Annotated in this window: 19 protein-coding genes and 2 pseudogenes; 6 read left to right on the top strand and 15 right to left on the bottom strand. The window is 70.4% G+C overall.

The window, feature by feature from the left end; all coding sequences use genetic code 11:
* The first annotated feature begins 31 nt into the window (after nt 1-31).
* The gene (locus ABZ896_RS03035; protein ID WP_360920932.1) at nt 32-1,693 is read left to right on the top strand and encodes a threonine/serine exporter family protein; all 1,662 of its coding nucleotides are present in this window, start codon (nt 32-34) and stop codon (nt 1,691-1,693) included.
* A gap of 13 nt (nt 1,694-1,706) precedes the next feature.
* Here ABZ896_RS03035 and ABZ896_RS03030 read toward each other — a convergent pair whose 3' ends face one another.
* Together ABZ896_RS03030 and ABZ896_RS03025 are read right to left on the bottom strand one after the other, a co-directional pair.
* Nucleotides 1,707-2,546 carry a VTT domain-containing protein gene (locus tag ABZ896_RS03030; RefSeq protein ID WP_360920930.1) on the bottom strand — a complete coding sequence of 280 codons (840 nt, stop codon included), beginning with the start codon at nt 2,544-2,546 and terminating at the stop codon, nt 1,707-1,709.
* 128 nt (nt 2,547-2,674) lie between these two features.
* Nucleotides 2,675-3,271 carry a TipAS antibiotic-recognition domain-containing protein gene (locus tag ABZ896_RS03025; protein WP_360920927.1) on the bottom strand — a complete coding sequence of 199 codons (597 nt, stop codon included), beginning with the start codon at nt 3,269-3,271 and terminating at the stop codon, nt 2,675-2,677.
* A 343-nt stretch (nt 3,272-3,614) separates the two neighbouring features.
* Here ABZ896_RS03025 and ABZ896_RS03020 point away from each other — a divergent pair, with 343 nt between their 5' ends.
* Complete coding sequence (locus tag ABZ896_RS03020) at nt 3,615-5,021, top strand: glutamate decarboxylase (protein ID WP_360920924.1); 1,407 nt, start codon at nt 3,615-3,617, stop codon at nt 5,019-5,021.
* Here the strand turns inward: ABZ896_RS03020 and ABZ896_RS03015 are convergent.
* The 7 genes from ABZ896_RS03015 to ABZ896_RS02985 form a co-directional block, all read right to left on the bottom strand.
* Nucleotides 5,018-5,779: an ABC transporter permease gene (locus ABZ896_RS03015; protein WP_360920921.1), complete on the bottom strand. Its 762-nt coding sequence runs from the start codon at nt 5,777-5,779 to the stop codon at nt 5,018-5,020. The two genes, ABZ896_RS03020 and ABZ896_RS03015, sit on opposite strands and share 4 nt — an antisense overlap.
* The gene (locus ABZ896_RS03010) at nt 5,776-6,732 is read right to left on the bottom strand and encodes an ATP-binding cassette domain-containing protein (protein WP_360920919.1); all 957 of its coding nucleotides are present in this window, start codon (nt 6,730-6,732) and stop codon (nt 5,776-5,778) included. The genes ABZ896_RS03015 and ABZ896_RS03010 overlap by 4 nt, the downstream gene beginning before the upstream one ends.
* An 82-nt stretch (nt 6,733-6,814) precedes the next feature.
* Nucleotides 6,815-7,456: a PadR family transcriptional regulator gene (locus ABZ896_RS03005; RefSeq protein WP_360920916.1), complete on the bottom strand. Its 642-nt coding sequence runs from the start codon at nt 7,454-7,456 to the stop codon at nt 6,815-6,817.
* An 81-nt stretch (nt 7,457-7,537) separates the two neighbouring features.
* On the bottom strand, nt 7,538-7,789 hold the full coding sequence (locus ABZ896_RS03000) for a type II toxin-antitoxin system RelE/ParE family toxin (protein ID WP_360920913.1): 252 nt from the start codon (nt 7,787-7,789) through the stop codon (nt 7,538-7,540).
* Nucleotides 7,786-8,049: a type II toxin-antitoxin system prevent-host-death family antitoxin gene (locus tag ABZ896_RS02995; RefSeq protein ID WP_360920910.1), complete on the bottom strand. Its 264-nt coding sequence runs from the start codon at nt 8,047-8,049 to the stop codon at nt 7,786-7,788. The genes ABZ896_RS03000 and ABZ896_RS02995 overlap by 4 nt, the downstream gene beginning before the upstream one ends.
* Before the next feature lie 45 nt (nt 8,050-8,094).
* A complete protein-coding gene (locus ABZ896_RS02990; RefSeq protein WP_360920907.1) occupies nt 8,095-9,555 on the bottom strand; it encodes an aldehyde dehydrogenase family protein in 1,461 nt (486 codons plus the stop codon).
* Between the two features lie 132 nt (nt 9,556-9,687).
* The gene (locus ABZ896_RS02985) at nt 9,688-10,512 is read right to left on the bottom strand and encodes a helix-turn-helix transcriptional regulator (protein ID WP_360921089.1); all 825 of its coding nucleotides are present in this window, start codon (nt 10,510-10,512) and stop codon (nt 9,688-9,690) included.
* Between the two features lie 359 nt (nt 10,513-10,871).
* Here ABZ896_RS02985 and ABZ896_RS02980 point away from each other — a divergent pair, with 359 nt between their 5' ends.
* Nucleotides 10,872-11,378 (top strand): ATP-binding protein, encoded by a 507-nt coding sequence (locus ABZ896_RS02980; protein ID WP_360920904.1) that lies wholly within the window; start codon nt 10,872-10,874, stop codon nt 11,376-11,378.
* Nucleotides 11,379-11,463: 85 nt separating this feature from the next.
* On the opposite strand, the gene ABZ896_RS02975 is transcribed toward ABZ896_RS02980, so the two are convergent.
* From ABZ896_RS02975 to rpmG, 6 genes and pseudogenes are all read right to left on the bottom strand, one after another.
* Nucleotides 11,464-11,706 carry a DUF397 domain-containing protein gene (locus ABZ896_RS02975; protein ID WP_360920901.1) on the bottom strand — a complete coding sequence of 81 codons (243 nt, stop codon included), beginning with the start codon at nt 11,704-11,706 and terminating at the stop codon, nt 11,464-11,466.
* A gap of 374 nt (nt 11,707-12,080) precedes the next feature.
* Nucleotides 12,081-12,314: a 30S ribosomal protein S18 gene (gene rpsR, locus ABZ896_RS02970; RefSeq protein ID WP_360920899.1), complete on the bottom strand. Its 234-nt coding sequence runs from the start codon at nt 12,312-12,314 to the stop codon at nt 12,081-12,083.
* Nucleotides 12,314-12,850 (bottom strand): annotated as a pseudogene (locus ABZ896_RS02965) (GTP-binding protein); the annotation flags it as partial. The gene rpsR and the pseudogene ABZ896_RS02965, both read right to left, overlap by 1 nt.
* A 777-nt stretch (nt 12,851-13,627) precedes the next feature.
* Nucleotides 13,628-14,224, bottom strand: a pseudogene (locus tag ABZ896_RS02960) (GTP-binding protein); the annotation flags it as partial.
* Nucleotides 14,225-14,228: 4 nt separating this feature from the next.
* Complete coding sequence (locus tag ABZ896_RS02955; protein WP_360920896.1) at nt 14,229-14,477, bottom strand: type B 50S ribosomal protein L31; 249 nt, start codon at nt 14,475-14,477, stop codon at nt 14,229-14,231.
* Between the two features lie 2 nt (nt 14,478-14,479).
* The gene (rpmG, locus tag ABZ896_RS02950; RefSeq protein WP_033321692.1) at nt 14,480-14,644 is read right to left on the bottom strand and encodes a 50S ribosomal protein L33; all 165 of its coding nucleotides are present in this window, start codon (nt 14,642-14,644) and stop codon (nt 14,480-14,482) included.
* A gap of 62 nt (nt 14,645-14,706) precedes the next feature.
* Between rpmG and rpmB the strand changes: the two genes are divergently transcribed.
* The 3 genes from rpmB to ABZ896_RS02935 all read left to right on the top strand — a co-directional run bounded on the left by rpmB (nt 14,707) and on the right by ABZ896_RS02935 (nt 15,825).
* Nucleotides 14,707-14,943 carry a 50S ribosomal protein L28 gene (gene rpmB, locus ABZ896_RS02945; protein WP_360920893.1) on the top strand — a complete coding sequence of 79 codons (237 nt, stop codon included), beginning with the start codon at nt 14,707-14,709 and terminating at the stop codon, nt 14,941-14,943.
* On the top strand, nt 14,943-15,248 hold the full coding sequence (gene rpsN, locus ABZ896_RS02940; RefSeq protein ID WP_360920890.1) for a 30S ribosomal protein S14: 306 nt from the start codon (nt 14,943-14,945) through the stop codon (nt 15,246-15,248). The genes rpmB and rpsN overlap by 1 nt, the downstream gene beginning before the upstream one ends.
* Before the next feature lie 67 nt (nt 15,249-15,315).
* Entirely contained in the window at nt 15,316-15,825 is a 510-nt protein-coding gene (locus ABZ896_RS02935; protein ID WP_360920887.1) for a hypothetical protein, read from the top strand.
* Nucleotides 15,826-15,845: the final 20 nt, after the last annotated feature.

Genomic DNA, 15,845 nt, shown 5'->3' with positions numbered 1-15,845 from the left:
CCGGAGGCGTCGTGGAGGGAGCGCTGCTCAAGTGACGGAAGCGGAGACCCGGAAACCGCAGTCGGACGAGGCGAGGGGTGGCTATGACCCCGAGATCACGTCCGAGTTCGCGATCCCGCGGGGGCTCGCCGCCCCCAAGGGCGTCACGGAGTCGGAGACCACGTCCGAGTTCGCCGTCCCCACGGGCCTCGACGTCCCCCAGGCGCCCGCGCCGGAGCCCGAGGGCTCGGCGTTCAGCACTCCGCGCACCTACAGCGCCCACAACGCCCCGCCCGCCTTCACCCCGCCGGGCGGCATACCGGCGGTCAGCCTGACCAAGGACCTGCCCTGGCAGGACCGGATGCGCACGATGCTGCGGATGCCGGTGGCCGAGCGCCCGGCGCCCGAGCAGGCCGTGAAGGCCGAGGAGGGCGGTCCGGCCGTCCCGCGCGTGCTCGACCTCACCCTGCGCATCGGCGAGCTGCTGCTGGCGGGCGGCGAGGGCGCGGAGGACGTGGAGGCGGCGATGTTCGCCGTGTGCCGCTCCTACGGCCTCGACCGCTGCGAGCCGAACGTCACCTTCACCCTGCTGTCGATCTCGTACCAGCCCTCGCTCGTGGACGACCCGGTGACGGCCTCGCGGACGGTCCGGCGGCGCGGCACCGACTACACGCGCCTGTCGGCCGTCTACCGGCTCGTCGCCGACCTCAGCGACGCCGAGACGGCGATCTCCCTGGAGGACGCCTACGGGCGGCTCGCCGAGATCCGCCGCAACCGGCATCCGTACCCGACCTGGGTGCTCACCTCGGCGAGCGGGCTGCTCGCGGGCGCGGCCTCCGTCCTCGTCGGCGGTGACCTCGTGGTGTTCGTCGCGGCCATGCTCGGCGCGATGCTCGGCGACCGGCTGGCCTGGCTGTGCGCGGGGCGCGGGCTGCCGGAGTTCTACCAGTTCACGGTCGCCGCGATGCCGCCGGCCGCGATCGGGATCGCGCTGACCCTGGCCGACGTCGACGTGAAGGCGTCCGCCGTCATCACCGGTGGGCTGTTCGCGCTGCTGCCCGGGCGAGCCCTGGTGGCGGGCGTCCAGGACGGGCTGACCGGCTTCTACATCACCGCCTCCGCACGGCTCCTGGAGGTCATGTACTTCTTCGTCGGGATCGTCGCGGGCGTGCTGGTGATGCTCTACGTCGGGGTGCAGCTGGGGGCCCATCTCAACCCCGACGAGGCGCTGTCCACGGGGTCGCGGCCGCTGTGGCTGATCGGGGCGTCGATGCTGCTGTCGCTGACGTTCGCGGTGCTGCTCCAGCAGGAGCGGTCGACCGTGCTGGCGGTCACGCTGAACGGCGGGGTGGCGTGGTGCGTCTACGGCGCGATGGCCACCACGGGCGAGCTGTCGCCGGTCGCCTCCACGGCGGTGGCCGCGGGGCTCGTGGGGCTGTTCGGGCAGTTGCTGGCGCGGTACCGGTTCGCCTCCGCGCTGCCGTACACGACCGCGGCGATCGGGCCATTGCTGCCGGGGTCGGCGACCTACTTCGGGCTGCTGTCGATCGCGCAGAACGAGGTCGACGAAGGGCTGGTGTCGCTGTCGAAGGCGGCGGCGCTGGCCATGGCGATCGCCATCGGGGTCAATCTCGGGTCGGAGATCTCGCGGATGTTCCTGAGGGTCGGTTCCGCGGGGAAGCGCAGGGCCGCCAAGAGGACCCGGGGGTTCTGAGCGGCCCCGCGCTCTAGTAGCCCTGGTTCTGGTTGTACGGGTTCTGCTGCTGGCCGTATGACTGCTGCTGCGGGTACTGCTGGGCGTACGGCTGCTGCTGGCCGTAGTACTGCTGCTGGGGCGGCTGCTGCTCGTCGTTGGACGGGATGCGGCGGAGTTGGGTGGTCGCGTCGTCCATCTGGTGCGGGTGGTACTGCTGCTGGGGCGGAGCCGCCGGTGCCTGGGCCGCCTCGCGCTTCTTCTTCCCGCGCTCGCGGAGGTACTCGATGATGATCGGGACCACGGAGACGAAGACGATCAGTACGAGGATGGCCTCGACGTTCTTGTGGATGACGTCGATCTGGCCGAGCCAGTACCCCGCGAGCGTCACGCCCGTGCCCCAGGCGACGCCACCGATCACGTTGTACGTCAGGAACGTGCGGTACTTCATCCGGCCGGCGCCCGCCACGATGGGGGCGAAGGTGCGCACGATCGGGACGAAGCGGGCCAGGACGATCGCCTTCGGGCCGTACTTCTCCATGAACTCGTGGGCCTTCTCCAGGTTCTCCTGCTTGAAGAGCTTGGAGTTGGGGCGGCTGAAGAGCTTCGGGCCGAAGAACTTGCCGATCATGTAGCCGACCTGGTCGCCGAGGACGGCGGCCGCCACGATGAGCGTGCACACGAGCCACAGGGGCTGGCTGATGAACTCGCCCTGCGCGACGAAGAGGCCCGCCGTGAACAGCAGGGAGTCGCCCGGCAGGAACGCGAACAGCCCCGACTCGGCGAAGACGATCAGCAGAATGCCTGGCAGGCTGAACGTCTCGATCAGATAGTCGGGACTGATCCACTCGGGGCCGAGCGCGAGCGTGGTCACGGGATTGTGGCTCCTGCTGGTGGGGCGGGCGGGGCTGGCTGCCCAAACGTATCAACGCAGCCAGGGTGACCCAGGTTCCATGAGAACCCCCAGAATGCACCGAGCGCCGCCTGAGACAAAGCTGTGAGCTAGGAGGGGTGACGGGCCGCGTTCGCGAGGATCGCCGACCTGAGGTAGACGGCGAGACCGGGGCCGGCGGCGTCGATGGTGGCCGTGAACCTCGCATCGGCCACGTAGATCTCGGCCAAGCCTCGGTGCATCTCGTACGAGCATGCGTAGTGGTTGCGCGAGATCCAGCCACGGTGCTCCTCGGCCAGGTCCATCACCGCCGCGGAGTCCGGGGCGGCCCCCCACTCCATCGCGGCGGCGAGCCGGGCCGTCAGCTCCTCGCCCTCGCGCTTGATCCGCAGCCAGTCCTCCTTCGTGTACGAGGCCGCCCTGCGCTGTGACTCCCGGTACGCCTCACTGGTGCCCCAGCGCCGCTCGGCCTCCTCGGCGTGCTGCTCGGGATCGTGGTCGCCGAAGACCTCGAACTTCTCCTCCGGCGTGAGATTGATGCCCATCGTGCGTGCCTCCATCGCGTGCTCCACGGCCGTCGCCATCTTCTGGAGCTTCTCGATCCGGGCGGTCAGCAGCTCGTGCCGGCGGCGCAGTGCGCGCACCGTGACGCCGGCGAAGCCCGCGACCTGTCCCACGGATTGACGCCCTCTCCTGCCCAAGGGCATGAGAGTCCGGTCCGTACCGCTACGCGATACCCCCTCGGGTTCCTGTTTCACGAGCCACCGCCGACCGGTGAAGGTCGGTCTTACACGGCCTCCGCAGGCCTGACTTCCCGCCCGTCCGACGGTAGGTCCGACAACTTCGTTGTAGGACAAGGCGATCTTAGCCATGCCACTGCGGCCCTCGGGATCGCTGCGGACAGGATGCCCTCCACCTCCACCCTGAAGCATGAAGCACTGGGCAAGTGTTCGACGGCTCACTTCCGCTCGTTTTCCGGTTCGCCCTCCACACTGAGTCCTTACGCGACGTGAGGTGCAAGCCCGATCCTCCCGTCCTACCGTCGAAGGCATGCCGCTCCACAAAGGTCCCGAGAAGCCCGACGAGCGCCCGCTGTCCGTCAACCCGTTCTACGGCGAGGCGAACCCGGTCGGCGGGATGGCCGAGGCCCCGCCCAAGCACCGGCTCCCCGACGCTCCCCTGCCGCCCGCCACCGCGTACCAGCTGGTCCACGACGAGCTGATGCTGGACGGGAACTCACGGCTGAATCTCGCCACCTTCGTCACCACCTGGATGGAGCCCCAGGCCGGGGTCCTGATGGCGGAGTGCCGCGACAAGAACATGATCGACAAGGACGAGTACCCGCGCACCGCCGAACTGGAGCGGCGCTGTGTGGCGATGCTCGCCGACCTGTGGCACGCGCCGGATCCCGCGGCCGCCGTGGGCTGTTCGACGACCGGCTCCAGCGAGGCGTGCATGCTGGCCGGGATGGCGCTCAAGCGGCGCTGGGCGCGCCGGAACGCCGACCGGTACCCGGGCGCGCGCCCCAATCTGGTGATGGGCGTCAACGTCCAGGTCTGCTGGGAGAAGTTCTGCAATTTCTGGGAGGTGGAGGCCCGGCAGGTCCCCATGGAGGGCGACCGCTACCACCTCGACCCGCAGGCCGCGGCCGAGCTGTGCGACGAGAACACCATCGGGGTGGTCGGCGTCCTCGGCTCCACCTTCGACGGCTCCTACGAGCCCATCGCGGACCTCTGCGCGGCCCTGGACGCCCTCCAGGAACGCACCGGCCTCGACATCCCGGTACACGTGGACGGCGCGTCCGGCGCGATGGTCGCGCCCTTCCTCGACGAGGACCTGGTGTGGGACTTCCGCCTCCCACGCGTGGCCTCGATCAACACCTCCGGGCACAAGTACGGCCTGGTCTACCCGGGCGTCGGCTGGGCGCTGTGGCGGGACGCCGAGGCGCTGCCCGAGGAGTTGGTCTTCCGGGTCAACTACCTGGGCGGCGACATGCCGACCTTCGCCCTCAACTTCTCCCGGCCCGGCGCCCAGGTCGTCGCGCAGTACTACACGTTCCTACGGCTGGGCCGCGAGGGTTACCGGGCCGTCCAGCAGTCCACACGGGACGTGGCCCTGGGGCTCGCCGAGCGGGTGGCGGCGCTCGGCGACTTCCGGCTGCTCACCCGGGGCGAGGAGCTGCCGGTGTTCGCGTTCACGACGGCGCCGGACGTCACGTCGTACGACGTCTTCGACGTCTCGCGGCGGCTGCGCGAGCGGGGCTGGCTGGTCCCGGCGTACACCTTCCCGCCGAACCGTGAGGACCTGTCGGTGCTCAGGGTCGTGTGCCGCAACGGCTTCTCGGCCGATCTCGCGGACCTGTTCGTGGCGGACCTGGAGCGGCTGCTGCCCGAACTGCGGCGCCAGCCGCACCCGTTCACGAAGGACAAGGACGCGGCCACCGGCTTCCATCACTAGCGGCTCAGCCGCGCGAACCTCCTCACGGCCAGCGGGAAGAAGACCGCGAGGAGCGCCAACGGCCATACGACCGCCGCCCATACGTGTCCCGGTTCGCCGCCGGGGCCGCCCACCAGGTCCCGTACCGCCGTGGCCGTCCGGGACAGCGGGTTCCACTCGACGGCCGTGCCCAGCCGGCCGGGCATGGAGTCGGGGGTCGCGAAGGCGTTGGACAGGAAGCCCACCGGCCAGACCAGGATCTGCACGGCCTGCACCAGCTCCGGCTTCCCGGCGACCATGGCCAGGTGGATGCCGATCCACAGCATCGCGAACCGGAAGAGCAGCAACAGGCCCACCGCCGCGAGGAGTCCGGTCACACCTGAGTGGGTCCGCCAGCCGATCGCGTACCCGACGCCGATCATCGCGGTCAGCCCCAGCGCGGACTGGAGCATGTCGGCCGCCGAACGGCCCACCAGGACGGCCCCATTGGTCATCGGCATGGACCGGAAGCGGTCGATCACCCCCTTGTCGAGGTCCTGAGTCACCGCGATCATGGTCGCCTCCAACCCGAACGCCATGGTCAGCGCGAGCATCCCGGGGACCAGATAGTCGACGTACTCCCCCTCGACGCCCCGGCCGCCGCCGACGAGGTAGCCGAACATCAGCAACAGCATCACCGGGAAGACGAGTCCGACGAGGACCCGTACCGGCTGCCGTGCCCAGTGGGCGAGTTCGCGCCGGGTCATGGTCCAGGAATCGGTCAGCGCGTAGGTGCTCACACGGTCTCCTTCACTCGTCCGTCGTCGCCGGTGAGGTGCAGGAACACCTCGTCCAGGGTGGGGCGGCGCAGCGCCACGTCCTCCGCCTCGATCCCGGCCGCCTCCAGGGCCCGTACGACACCTGCGAGCGCCGCCATCCGGTCGGTGACCGGAGCGCTGAGCAGCCGGCGGTCGGGGTCAACGGAGACCGTGGCCGCGTCGAGCGGCAACAGGGCGAGGGCCGCGCCCAGTTGGCCCGCGTCCCGCAGGACCACGTCGATGCGGTCGCCGCCGGTGCGGGCCTTCAGCTCGTCCGCGGTGCCGTCGGCGACGACCCGGCCCCGGTCGACCACCGAGATGCGGTCGGCGAGCTGGTCGGCCTCCTCCAGGTACTGCGTGGTGAGCAGGACCGTCATACCGCCGCCCACCAGGGAGCGGACCGCGGCCCACACCTCCGACCGGCCGCGCGGATCGAGGCCGGTCGTGGGTTCGTCCAGGAACAGCACCTCGGGGTCGCAGACGAGGGAGGCCGCGAGGTCCAGGCGGCGCCGCATGCCGCCGCTGTAGGCGCGGACCGGCTTGCGGCCGGTGTCGGCGAGGCCGAAGCGCTCCAGGAGCTCGTCGGCACGCACGCGCGCGTGGCGGGCGCCCAGGTGGTACAGGCGGCCGAACATCTCCAGGTTCTGGCGGCCGCCCAACTCCTCGTCGAGGGCCGCGTGCTGGCCGAGCAGGCCGATGCGCAGCCGGACCTCGTAGGCCCCGCGCCCGACGTCGTGGCCCGCCACCTCGGCGCGGCCCGCGTCGGGGCGGAGCAGCGTGGACAGGACGCGGACCAGGGTCGTCTTGCCCGCGCCGTTAGGGCCGAGCACGCCGTGGACGCTGCCGCGCGCGACCCGGAGGTCGAGCCCGGCCAGGGCGTCCTTGTCGCCGTACCGCTTGCGCAGGCCTTGCGCGACGATCGCGTCGTCGGTCATCTGCCACCCTCCGGAATCAGCCGGTAGTCAAACTTGACTACCTCGCCAAAGTAGTGCCGCCCTCCGCATTCGTCAAACTTGATTAGTCGGCATCCCCGGGATGCCGCTCTCCCGTCGCGTACGGGTTCTCCTGCCCCTCGCCGAGGACGCCGACGAACGGCTCGCCCTCGCCCGCGAAGGTGTACGCGCCGCCCTCGACACGGGCGATCAGCCCCCGGGTCCACTCGGCCTCGGCGTCGGCCGTGTGGATCCAGAGGTTCATGATCTCGCCGATGTGGCCGAGCTGTTCGGGGCCGTCCTCGGGCACGTAGTGCTCGGTGACGGCGGAGCGCCACGCCTCGATGCCCCGGATGCGCTCCTTGAGGAGGGCGACCGCCTCGGCGCGCGGCAGGTCGACCATGAAGCCGATGGCCGCCGACTTGATGTCCATCTTCTGGTCGTAGGAGATCAGCGCCTCGCGCACCAGCCGCAGGAACTCCTCGGTGCCCGCGTCGGTGATCTCGTACTCGGTGCGCGGCGGGCCGCCCACCGTGGAGGGCGCGATCTCGTGCGCGTGCAGCAGTCCCTGCTTCGCCATCTGCTTCAGCGCGTGGTAGATCGAGCCGGGCTTGGCGTTGGACCACTCGTGCGCGCCCCAGTACTCCAGGTCGCCCCGCACCTGGTAGCCGTGGGCCCGCCCGTGCTGGCGCACCGCGCCGAGCACGAGAAGACGGATGCTTGACATGCGGTCCAGGTTATGGCCTCACTTCTGGGCGAGCGCCACCAGCTCGAACGCGGTCCTCCCGTCCAGGGACTCGCGGCCGGCTCATATGGCCGTGCGGCCGACGTGCTCGATGTGGAGTGTGCGCGCGTCCGGATCGACGCGGTACAGGATGCGCCAGGGACCGTGATGCAGGCGGCGATGCCGTGTGCCCCAGGCACGCGACCCCTCCGGCCGCTCATCCTCGGCGAGTTGGTCAGTGGCTCGCAGAAGCGAGTCGACGCCGTGAGGATCGTCCTTGAGGTGACCGGCGGCCGCATTGAGGGCTGCGGGCTCCCAGACGACCTGCCAGGTCACTCCCCCTTCCCCGCCGCCTCAAGCAGCGCGCGCCGCGCCTCGTCGTGCGGAATGGGAGCCTCGGCCCGCCCCAGGGCCCTGTCCCGCTCCAGGCGAGCCAGCGCGAGGGCGTCCTCCAGGTCTTCCAGCTCAGCCGGGGAGATCAGCACCGCGGCCGGGACACCTCGGTCGGTCAGGGTGATGCGCTCGTGCTGCGCGGCCCGGCGAGCGAGTTCGCCGAGCTTGGCCCGTGCCTCTGCGAGGGGATACGTGGCAGACATGCGTCCACTGTGCACCTGGACGCATGTCTGCCGCCGTGGAACCGCCTAGAACGGGAAGCCGCTGCGGCCGTGCTGGACCGAGATCCACTTGGTGGTGGTGAAGGCGTCGAGCATGGTGTCGCCGTTCAGGCGGCCGATGCCGGAGTGCTTCTCGCCGCCGAAGGGGACGATCGGCTCGTCGTGGACGGTGCCGTCGTTGACGTGGAACATGCCGGTGTCGATCTGCTTGGCGAAGGCCACACCGCGCTCGATGTTCCCGGTGTGGACGGCGCCGCTGAGGCCGTACGGCGTGTCGTTGACCAGGCGGACGGCCTCCTCCTCGCCGTCGAAGGGGACGAGGAAGGCGACCGGGCCGAACACCTCCTGCTTGAGGAGGGCGGAGTCGGCGGGCAGGTCCGTGAGGACGGACGGCTCGACCAGGTTGTCGGTAGTGGTGCCGCGCACCAGGGCGGTGGCGCCCTCGGCGATCGCCTGCTCGACGACGGCCGAAACGGCGTCCGCCTGCGAGGAGTTGATCACGGGGCCGATGACGGTCCCGGGGTCGCGCGGGTCGCCGACCTTCAGGGTCTTCACCTTGGCGACGAACTTCTCGGTGAACTCCTCGGCGACCGTACGGTCCACCAGGACGCGGTTGGCGGCCATGCAGACCTGGCCCTGGTGGACGTAACGGCTGAAGACGGCGGCGTCGACCGCGTAGTCGATGTCGGCGTCGTCGAGGACCACCAGGGCGCTGTTGCCGCCGAGTTCGAGGACCGAGCGCTTGAAGTTCGAGGCGCAGACGGTGGCCACATGGCGGCCGACCTTGTCGGAGCCGGTGAAGGAGATGACCTTCGGGACCGGGTGCTCCAGGAAGGCGTCGCCGATCTCCGCGATGTCGGTGATGACGACGTTGAGCAGGCCGCCCGGCAGGCCCGCGTCCTCGAAGATCTTCGCGACCAGGGAGCCGCCGACGATCGGGGTGTTCTGGTGCGGCTTGAGGACGACGGCGTTGCCGAGCGCGAGCGCCGGGGCGACCGACTTGAGCGACAGCAGGAAGGGGAAGTTGAAGGGGCTGATCACGCCGACGACACCGACCGGGACGCGGTAGACGCGGTTCTCCTTGCCGTCCACCGGCGAGGGGATGATCCGGCCCTCGGGGCGCAGCGCCAGGTGGATCGCCTCGCGCAGGAACTCCTTGGCCAGGTGGAGCTCGAAGCCGGCCTTCAGCCGGGTGCCGCCGAGCTCGGCGATGATCGCCTCGGCGATCTCGCCCTCGCGCTCCTCGATCACCCGGAGCGCCTTCTCGAACACCGCGCGGCGGGCGTAGGGGTTGGTTTCGGCCCACTTCTTCTGCGCGCGGGCGGCGGCCCGGTACGCCTCGTCGACCTCGTCGACCGTGGCTATGGTGATCGACGCGAGCTTCTCGTCGTCGTACGGGTTGAAGTCGATGATGTCCCAGGAGCCGGTCCCCGGGCGCCACTCACCGTCGATGTACTGCTGGGCCAGGTCGGTGAAGTACGACGACATGTGATCCCCAAATCACTAGCAGACACACGATCAACGTCACGGTCTGATCACGCGTCATCGTACTTGTGTGCCAGGCGAGTTGGGGACGCAGAGCGATGTTCTGGGGATAACCCCAGGATTTTTGATGGAGATTCAGGAGAGCTGGAGCAGGCCGCGCAGCAGATCCCGGCTCTCGTCGGGGCCCGGACTGTCCTGCTGGAGCTCCTTGAGGGCGTTCTCGTACTGGGTGACGTCCTCGCGCTTGTCCAGGTAGAGGGCGCTGGTGAGCTGCTCCAGGTAGACGACGTCCGTCAGGTCGGACTCCTGGAAGCTGAGGATCGTGAAGGCACCGCTCTCGCCGGAGTGGCCGCCGAAGCCGAACGGCATGATCTGGAGCCGGACGTTGGGGTGTTCGGAGACCTCGATCAGATGCTGGAGCTGGCCGCGCATCACCTCGCGGTCGCCGTAGGGCCGGCGCAGCGAGGCCTCGTCGAGGACGATGTGGAAGTCGGGGGCGTTCTCCGAGACGAGGTGCTTCTGCCGCTCCAGGCGGACGGCCACCCGCTTCTCGACCTCGATCTCGCTCGCGCCTTTCATGCCGCGCCGGACGACTGCACGTGCATACGCCTCGGTCTGGAGCAGACCGTGCACGAACTGGACCTCGTAGGCGCGGATGAGGGTGGCCGCGCTCTCCAGGCCCACATAGGTGGGGAACCAGCTCGGCAGGACGTCCGAGTAACTGTGCCACCAGCCCGCCACGTTGGCCTCGCGGGCGAGGGAGAGCAGCGAGGCGCGCTCCTGCTCGTCCGTGATGCCGTAGAGGGTCAACAGGTCTTCCACATCACGTGTCTTGAAGCTCACCCGGCCCAGCTCCATCCGGCTGATCTTCGACTCGGACGCGCGGATCGAGTAGCCCGCCGCCTCGCGCGTGATGCCGCGCGCCTCCCGCAGCCGCCTGAGTTGCGAGCCGAGCAGCATCCGCCGCACCACCGATCCGGGCTCTCCCGCGCTCACGTTCGCCAGCCTCCCCAACGTCTTCAGGGGCCGAAGTCTGCCACTAAAACACTCCGAGCAGTACTCGTCCGATTACAGAGACGGAAAGAATCCAAAGATTCGGCACAGGAAGCGGGAAGGAGTTGGCAAGCAGAGGGAGAGAAGATGGCGGAAAAAATGCCCCACAAGCGGTACGGGAGCGTCCAATTCGGTCAGCTGCACGTGCATCTGCACCTTGCATCTGCACCGCTCATCCGAAACCATGGTCCCGCGCAACCGCTGCATCGCAATGCGACGACCGCGAATTCCCGGGAGTGCCTCGCATGGGGACGAATGGATCGACCATGCTCGAGCCGTTACGGCAGGGCCTTCCGCCGCTGGATCCCGCGGCCGTGTCCGACGCCGCCTCCTGCGCCCTTCCCGCCCGCTACGAAGCGGTGGGCGACGCACGGAGATTCACCCGCGGAACGCTCGACCAGTGGGAACTGGGCGACCGCTTCGACGATGTCGCTCTCGTGGTCTCCGAGCTTGTCACGAACGCCCTGCGGCACGCCATGCCCGGCACCGGCGCCGTGAATGGTCACGTAAACAACGGTCACGCGGCGGAGCAGAACCCGCCCGTGCGGCTGCACCTGATGCGCTGGACCGAGCGGCTGGTGTGCGCGGTGCGCGATCCCAGCCAGGACAGTCCCGTCGCGCGCGACTCCGAGGACTTCTCCGCGGAGTCAGGACGCGGGCTGTTCCTCGTCGACTCCTTCAGCGACAGCTGGGGCTGGCACCCGCTGGCGGGCACGCTCGGCGGCAAGGTGGTCTGGGCGCTGTTCCGGCTCCAGCCGCACTCGGCCGAGTGAGCGCACGGGGCCTTTTGCCGGGCCTCGTGTCTACGCGGGTTGTGCGCGCGGGTCATGCGCGCCGCCCGTGGGTTTTTCGGGTGGTTCAGCCCAGTATCAGGTGGTCGAACTCGCCGTCCTTGATGCCCAGCAGCATCGCCTCGATCTCCGCGCGGGTGTAGACGAGCGCGGGGCCGTCGGGGAAGCGGGAGTTGCGCACCGCCACGCCCCCGTCGGGCAGCCGCGCGAACTCCACGCAGGAACCCTGCGAGTTGCTGTGCCGGCTCTTCTGCCAGGCCACCCCGTGCAGAGCCGTGGCCGCCATGCCGTTGTACACGTCGAGGTCCACAGGTCGCTCCCCGGTGGTGCGGTGGCCGTTGGGGCCATTGATGCAGTGGTCAACTGGTCCGGATCATAGCTCTGTTCACGTGCAGATGCATGAGCAGATGCACGTGCACGCGGGGTGTTCCTGTGGTTACAGATGTGACGTGTGGTGCGCCGCATTCGTTCCCGGTCGGCTCCCGCGCCCCGAACTCCGCGTGCACTAGGAAGAGACGCGTTCCACGCCTCCGATGTTCCAACCTTTGGGCACTGGTTCACTCCGTGAGATCGCGGGTGCGGTCCGCACACAACAGGCGATCCCCTACGGCCCCGGGAGCCGTAGGGGATCGCCTGCTTGCGGTTGCGACGCCGTGACGATCGGTCACCTGCCGGAGTACGGCATCACCTGCTGGAGTACGGCAGCAGTGCCATCTCCCTCGCGTTCTTGATGGCGCGGGCCAGCAGGCGCTGCTGCTGGGCGGAGACGCGGGTGACCCGGCGGCTGCGGATCTTGCCGCGGTCGGAGATGAACCTGCGCAGCAGCTCGGTGTCCTTGTAGTCGATGTAGTCGATCCCGGCCGCGTCCAGCGGGTTGGGGCGGCTCTTGACGGGCTTGCGGTCGCTCTTGCGAGGCATCAGACCTCCAGAAGGGTGTCGAAGGCGGGCGGCAGCCGCTTCCAGGCGTCGCGCCCGGCGGCGTACTCGGCGTCGGTCAACAGGCAGGACTCCAGGAGCTGTTCGAGTCCGTCGCGGTCGAGGCCGGGCGAGGTGAAGACGAGGTGCTGGCAGCAGTCGCCGTGCTCGGGGTGCCAGTCCATCGCGGCGGCGGCGCGGCGCACCGGCGGGACCATGTCCCAGGCCGCGTCCGGCAGCGAGGCGAGCCAGGGGCCGACGCTCTCCACGCACAGGGCACCGCCGGCGGCGTCCCAGTGCAGCAGCACGTCCGGCTTGTCGGCCAGCCAGAACCGGCCCCGGCTGCGGGCGGCCGCGCAGGTGATGTCCTCCAGCGCGTCGTAGAGCCGCTCCGGGTGGAAGGGCCGGTTGCGATGCCAGACGAGCGTGGCGACCCCGTGCGCGTCCGCCTCCGCGGGAAGCAGCGCACAGGCGGGGTGCTGAGCGGCGGCGGCGGCCTCGACGTCGAATCCGGCGAGGGCGGCGCGGGCGAGGGGGGACGGGGTGGGGGACCGGAGGGGGTAGAGGGTGCCGGCGGGGTCGGTGGGGCGACTGGGGCCGGCGGGGTGGCGGGGGTCGGCGGGGTGGCGGTGGTTGGCGGAGGACCCGGAGTCGCCGGAGGACCGGAGGTCGCCGGAGGACCGGGAGTCGCCGGAGAGCCGGGAATCGCCGGAGGACCCGGAGTCGCCGGAGAGCCGGGAATCGCCAGAGGACCGGGAATCGCCGGAGAGCCGGGAATCGCCGGAGGACCCGGAGTCGCCGGAGAGCCGGGAATCGCCGGAGGACCCGGAGTCGCCGGAGAGCCGGGAATCGCCGGAGGACCGGGAATCGCCAGAGGACCGGGAGTCGCCGGAGAGCCGGGAATCGCCGGAGGACCCGGAGTCGCCGGAGAGCCGGGAATCGCCGGAGGACCGGGAGTCGCCAGAGGACCGGGAGTCGGCGGGATCGTCGAAGTGGCCCTGGCCGGGACTCGCCGAGCCGGTCGGGCGGCCGTCGCCCGCGAGGCGCCCCCGGGCCGCGGGATCGACAGGGCGGCGCTCGCCCGCGGGGTGCGCGGGGCCCGCCTCGTCGGTCGGAAGGCCGTCAGCCGCGAGGCGTCCAGGTCCTGCGGAGTCTGCCGGGTGGCCGTTCTCCGCGGAGTCGGGGGAGCCCACCGGACCGCCGCTCCCGGCGGAGTCGCGGAACCCCGTCGGGTCGGCCTCCCCGCACGGGTTCCCGGCGCCCGCCACACCGCCCCTGCCGAAGTCCCCGGCACCCCACGAGCCCGTGCCGTGGGCCACCGGCACCTGGTGAGCCGTCGGATGCAGCTGCGCCAGCAACTCCCGGTCCTCGTCGTCCGCTTCCGGGGAGTCGAGGACGGCCAGGACCGGGGCGTACTCCAGTTGGCGGGCGAAGGTGTCGGCGACCGTGCGTTCGTCCGTGGCCGCGGCGGCGAGGCCCCGTTCCGCGAGGTCGTCGCCGTTGCCGAGGTACGGCAGGACCAGTGCGGGGTCGACCGCGGTGATGACGCCGGTCACCGTGAGGCCGCCCGCGACCACCACCTCGGCCATCGCCTTGGGCTCGACGGAGTCCCACAGCTCGACGACCGCGAGCCGGGTCACCCCGTCCGCCGCGAGCCGCCGCAGCTCCGGCACCAGGTCCTCGCGCAGCGCACAGCACGCGCAGTCGTTGACCAGCGGCGTCTCACCGGCCGCCAGGATGCCGGAGGCGTCCCGCACGGTCCGGACGACGGTGCCCGCCACGGCCGTGGACAAGTCGTGGTGGAGGACGACACTGCCGGGCACGTCGGCGAGCAGCCGCGCGACGGTCGCCCGGCGCGCGTCGGCGTGCAGTCCGCCGACGATCACGACGGAGAGACGGGAAGGCGGTGCCACCGCGTCAGCCCTTCTTCCCGTACCGGCGCTCGAAGCGCTCCACGCGCCCGGCGGTGTCCAGCACGCGCGCGGTGCCCGTGTAGAAGGGGTGGCTGACGTTCGAGATCTCGACGTCGACGACCGGGTAGGTGTTGCCGTCCTCCCACTCGATCGTCTTCTCGCTCGTCATCGTCGAGCGGGTGAGGAAGGCGTAGTCGGCGGCACGGTCCCGGAAGACGACCGGGCCGTAGGCCGGGTGGATTCCCTCGCGCATGGTCAGCGCTCCTCTCGGAAGTCGACGTGCCGGCCGACGACCGGGTCGTACTTGCGCAGGGTCAGCCGGTCCGGGTCGTTGCGCCGGTTCTTGCGCGTCACATAGGTGAAGCCGGTCCCCGCCGTGGAGCGGAGCTTGATGACCGGGCGGAGTTCGTTGCGTGCCATGCTGATACCTTACTGAAAATGACTTCCATTTACATAACCGCTCCGAGAGAGGTGCATCACCCTTGTCCGCCCACTGCATGCTGACCGGCGCACAGCCCGGTTTCGGCAACCGCATCTCGCACTCCCACCGGCGCACCTCGCGCCGCTTCGACCCGAACATCCAGTCCAAGCGCTACTGGCTGCCCAGCGAGGGCCGGCATGTGCGGCTGCGGCTGAGCACGAAGGGGATCAAGACCGTCGACACGATCGGGATCGAGGCGGCCGTCGCCCGGATCCGCGCCCGGGGAGTGAGGCTCTGATGGCGAAGAAGAGCAAGATCGCGAAGAACGAGAAGCGCCAGGAGGTCGTCGCGCGGTACGCCGAGCGGCGCGTCGAGCTGAAGGAGATCATCCGGCGGCCGTCGTCCACGGACGCCGAACGGCTCGCCGCGCGCCGCGAGTTGGACCGCCAGCCCCGGGACGCGAGCGCCACGCGCGTGCGCAACCGCGACCAGGTGGACGGCCGGCCCCGCGGCTACTTCCGCGCCTTCGGGCTGTCCCGGGTGAGCCTGCGTGAGCAGGCACACGCCGGGTACCTGCCGGGAGTGCGCAAGTCGTCCTGGTAGCCCTCATAACGGGCCCTGGTAGCTTGCTGCGGTCGTACGGTCGGCCGCTACGGACTGGGAGCCTGACGTGACCTCGGTGAACTTCTCGCGCGGTGTGTCCCGGCGGTGGGTGCGGACGGCGGGCGTGGGCCTGCTGGGCGTGCTCGTCCTCACCGCGTGCGGGGCCGGTGACGGCTTGGACGACGACTCCTCCCCCACCTCCGGTACGTCGTCGTCGGCCGCCGTCACCGGTGGGGGCTCCGGGGGTACGTCGTCCTCGGCGTCGTCCGCCGCGGGAGACGCGGCCGGCAACTGGCTGGCCACCACCAAGGGGCAGGCCGTGGCGCTGCTGATCAACGACGACGAGGCCGGGCTGTTCGCCACCGGCGGGTCGGTGTGCAGCGGCAGCGTGCACGGGGCCACGATCCGCCTCAAGTGCTCCGACAAGAACAAGGAGCGCGCCGAAGGCACGATCGAGTCGGTCGGCAGGACCTCGATGAAGGTGCGCTGGGAGAGCTCCCTCGGCACCGAGACGTACACCAGGTCCGAGGGCGGCAGGCTGCCGAGCGGGTTCCCGACGGCGGGCCTGGGATCCTGACGGGCCCGCCGCGCGGGGGT

The organism is Streptomyces sp. NPDC047072 (assembly GCF_040643855.1).
Lineage (GTDB): Bacteria > Actinomycetota > Actinomycetes > Streptomycetales > Streptomycetaceae > Streptomyces.
The sequence above is the reverse complement of the archived record's forward strand: the minus strand, read 5'-3'. Positions and strand labels throughout refer to the sequence as shown.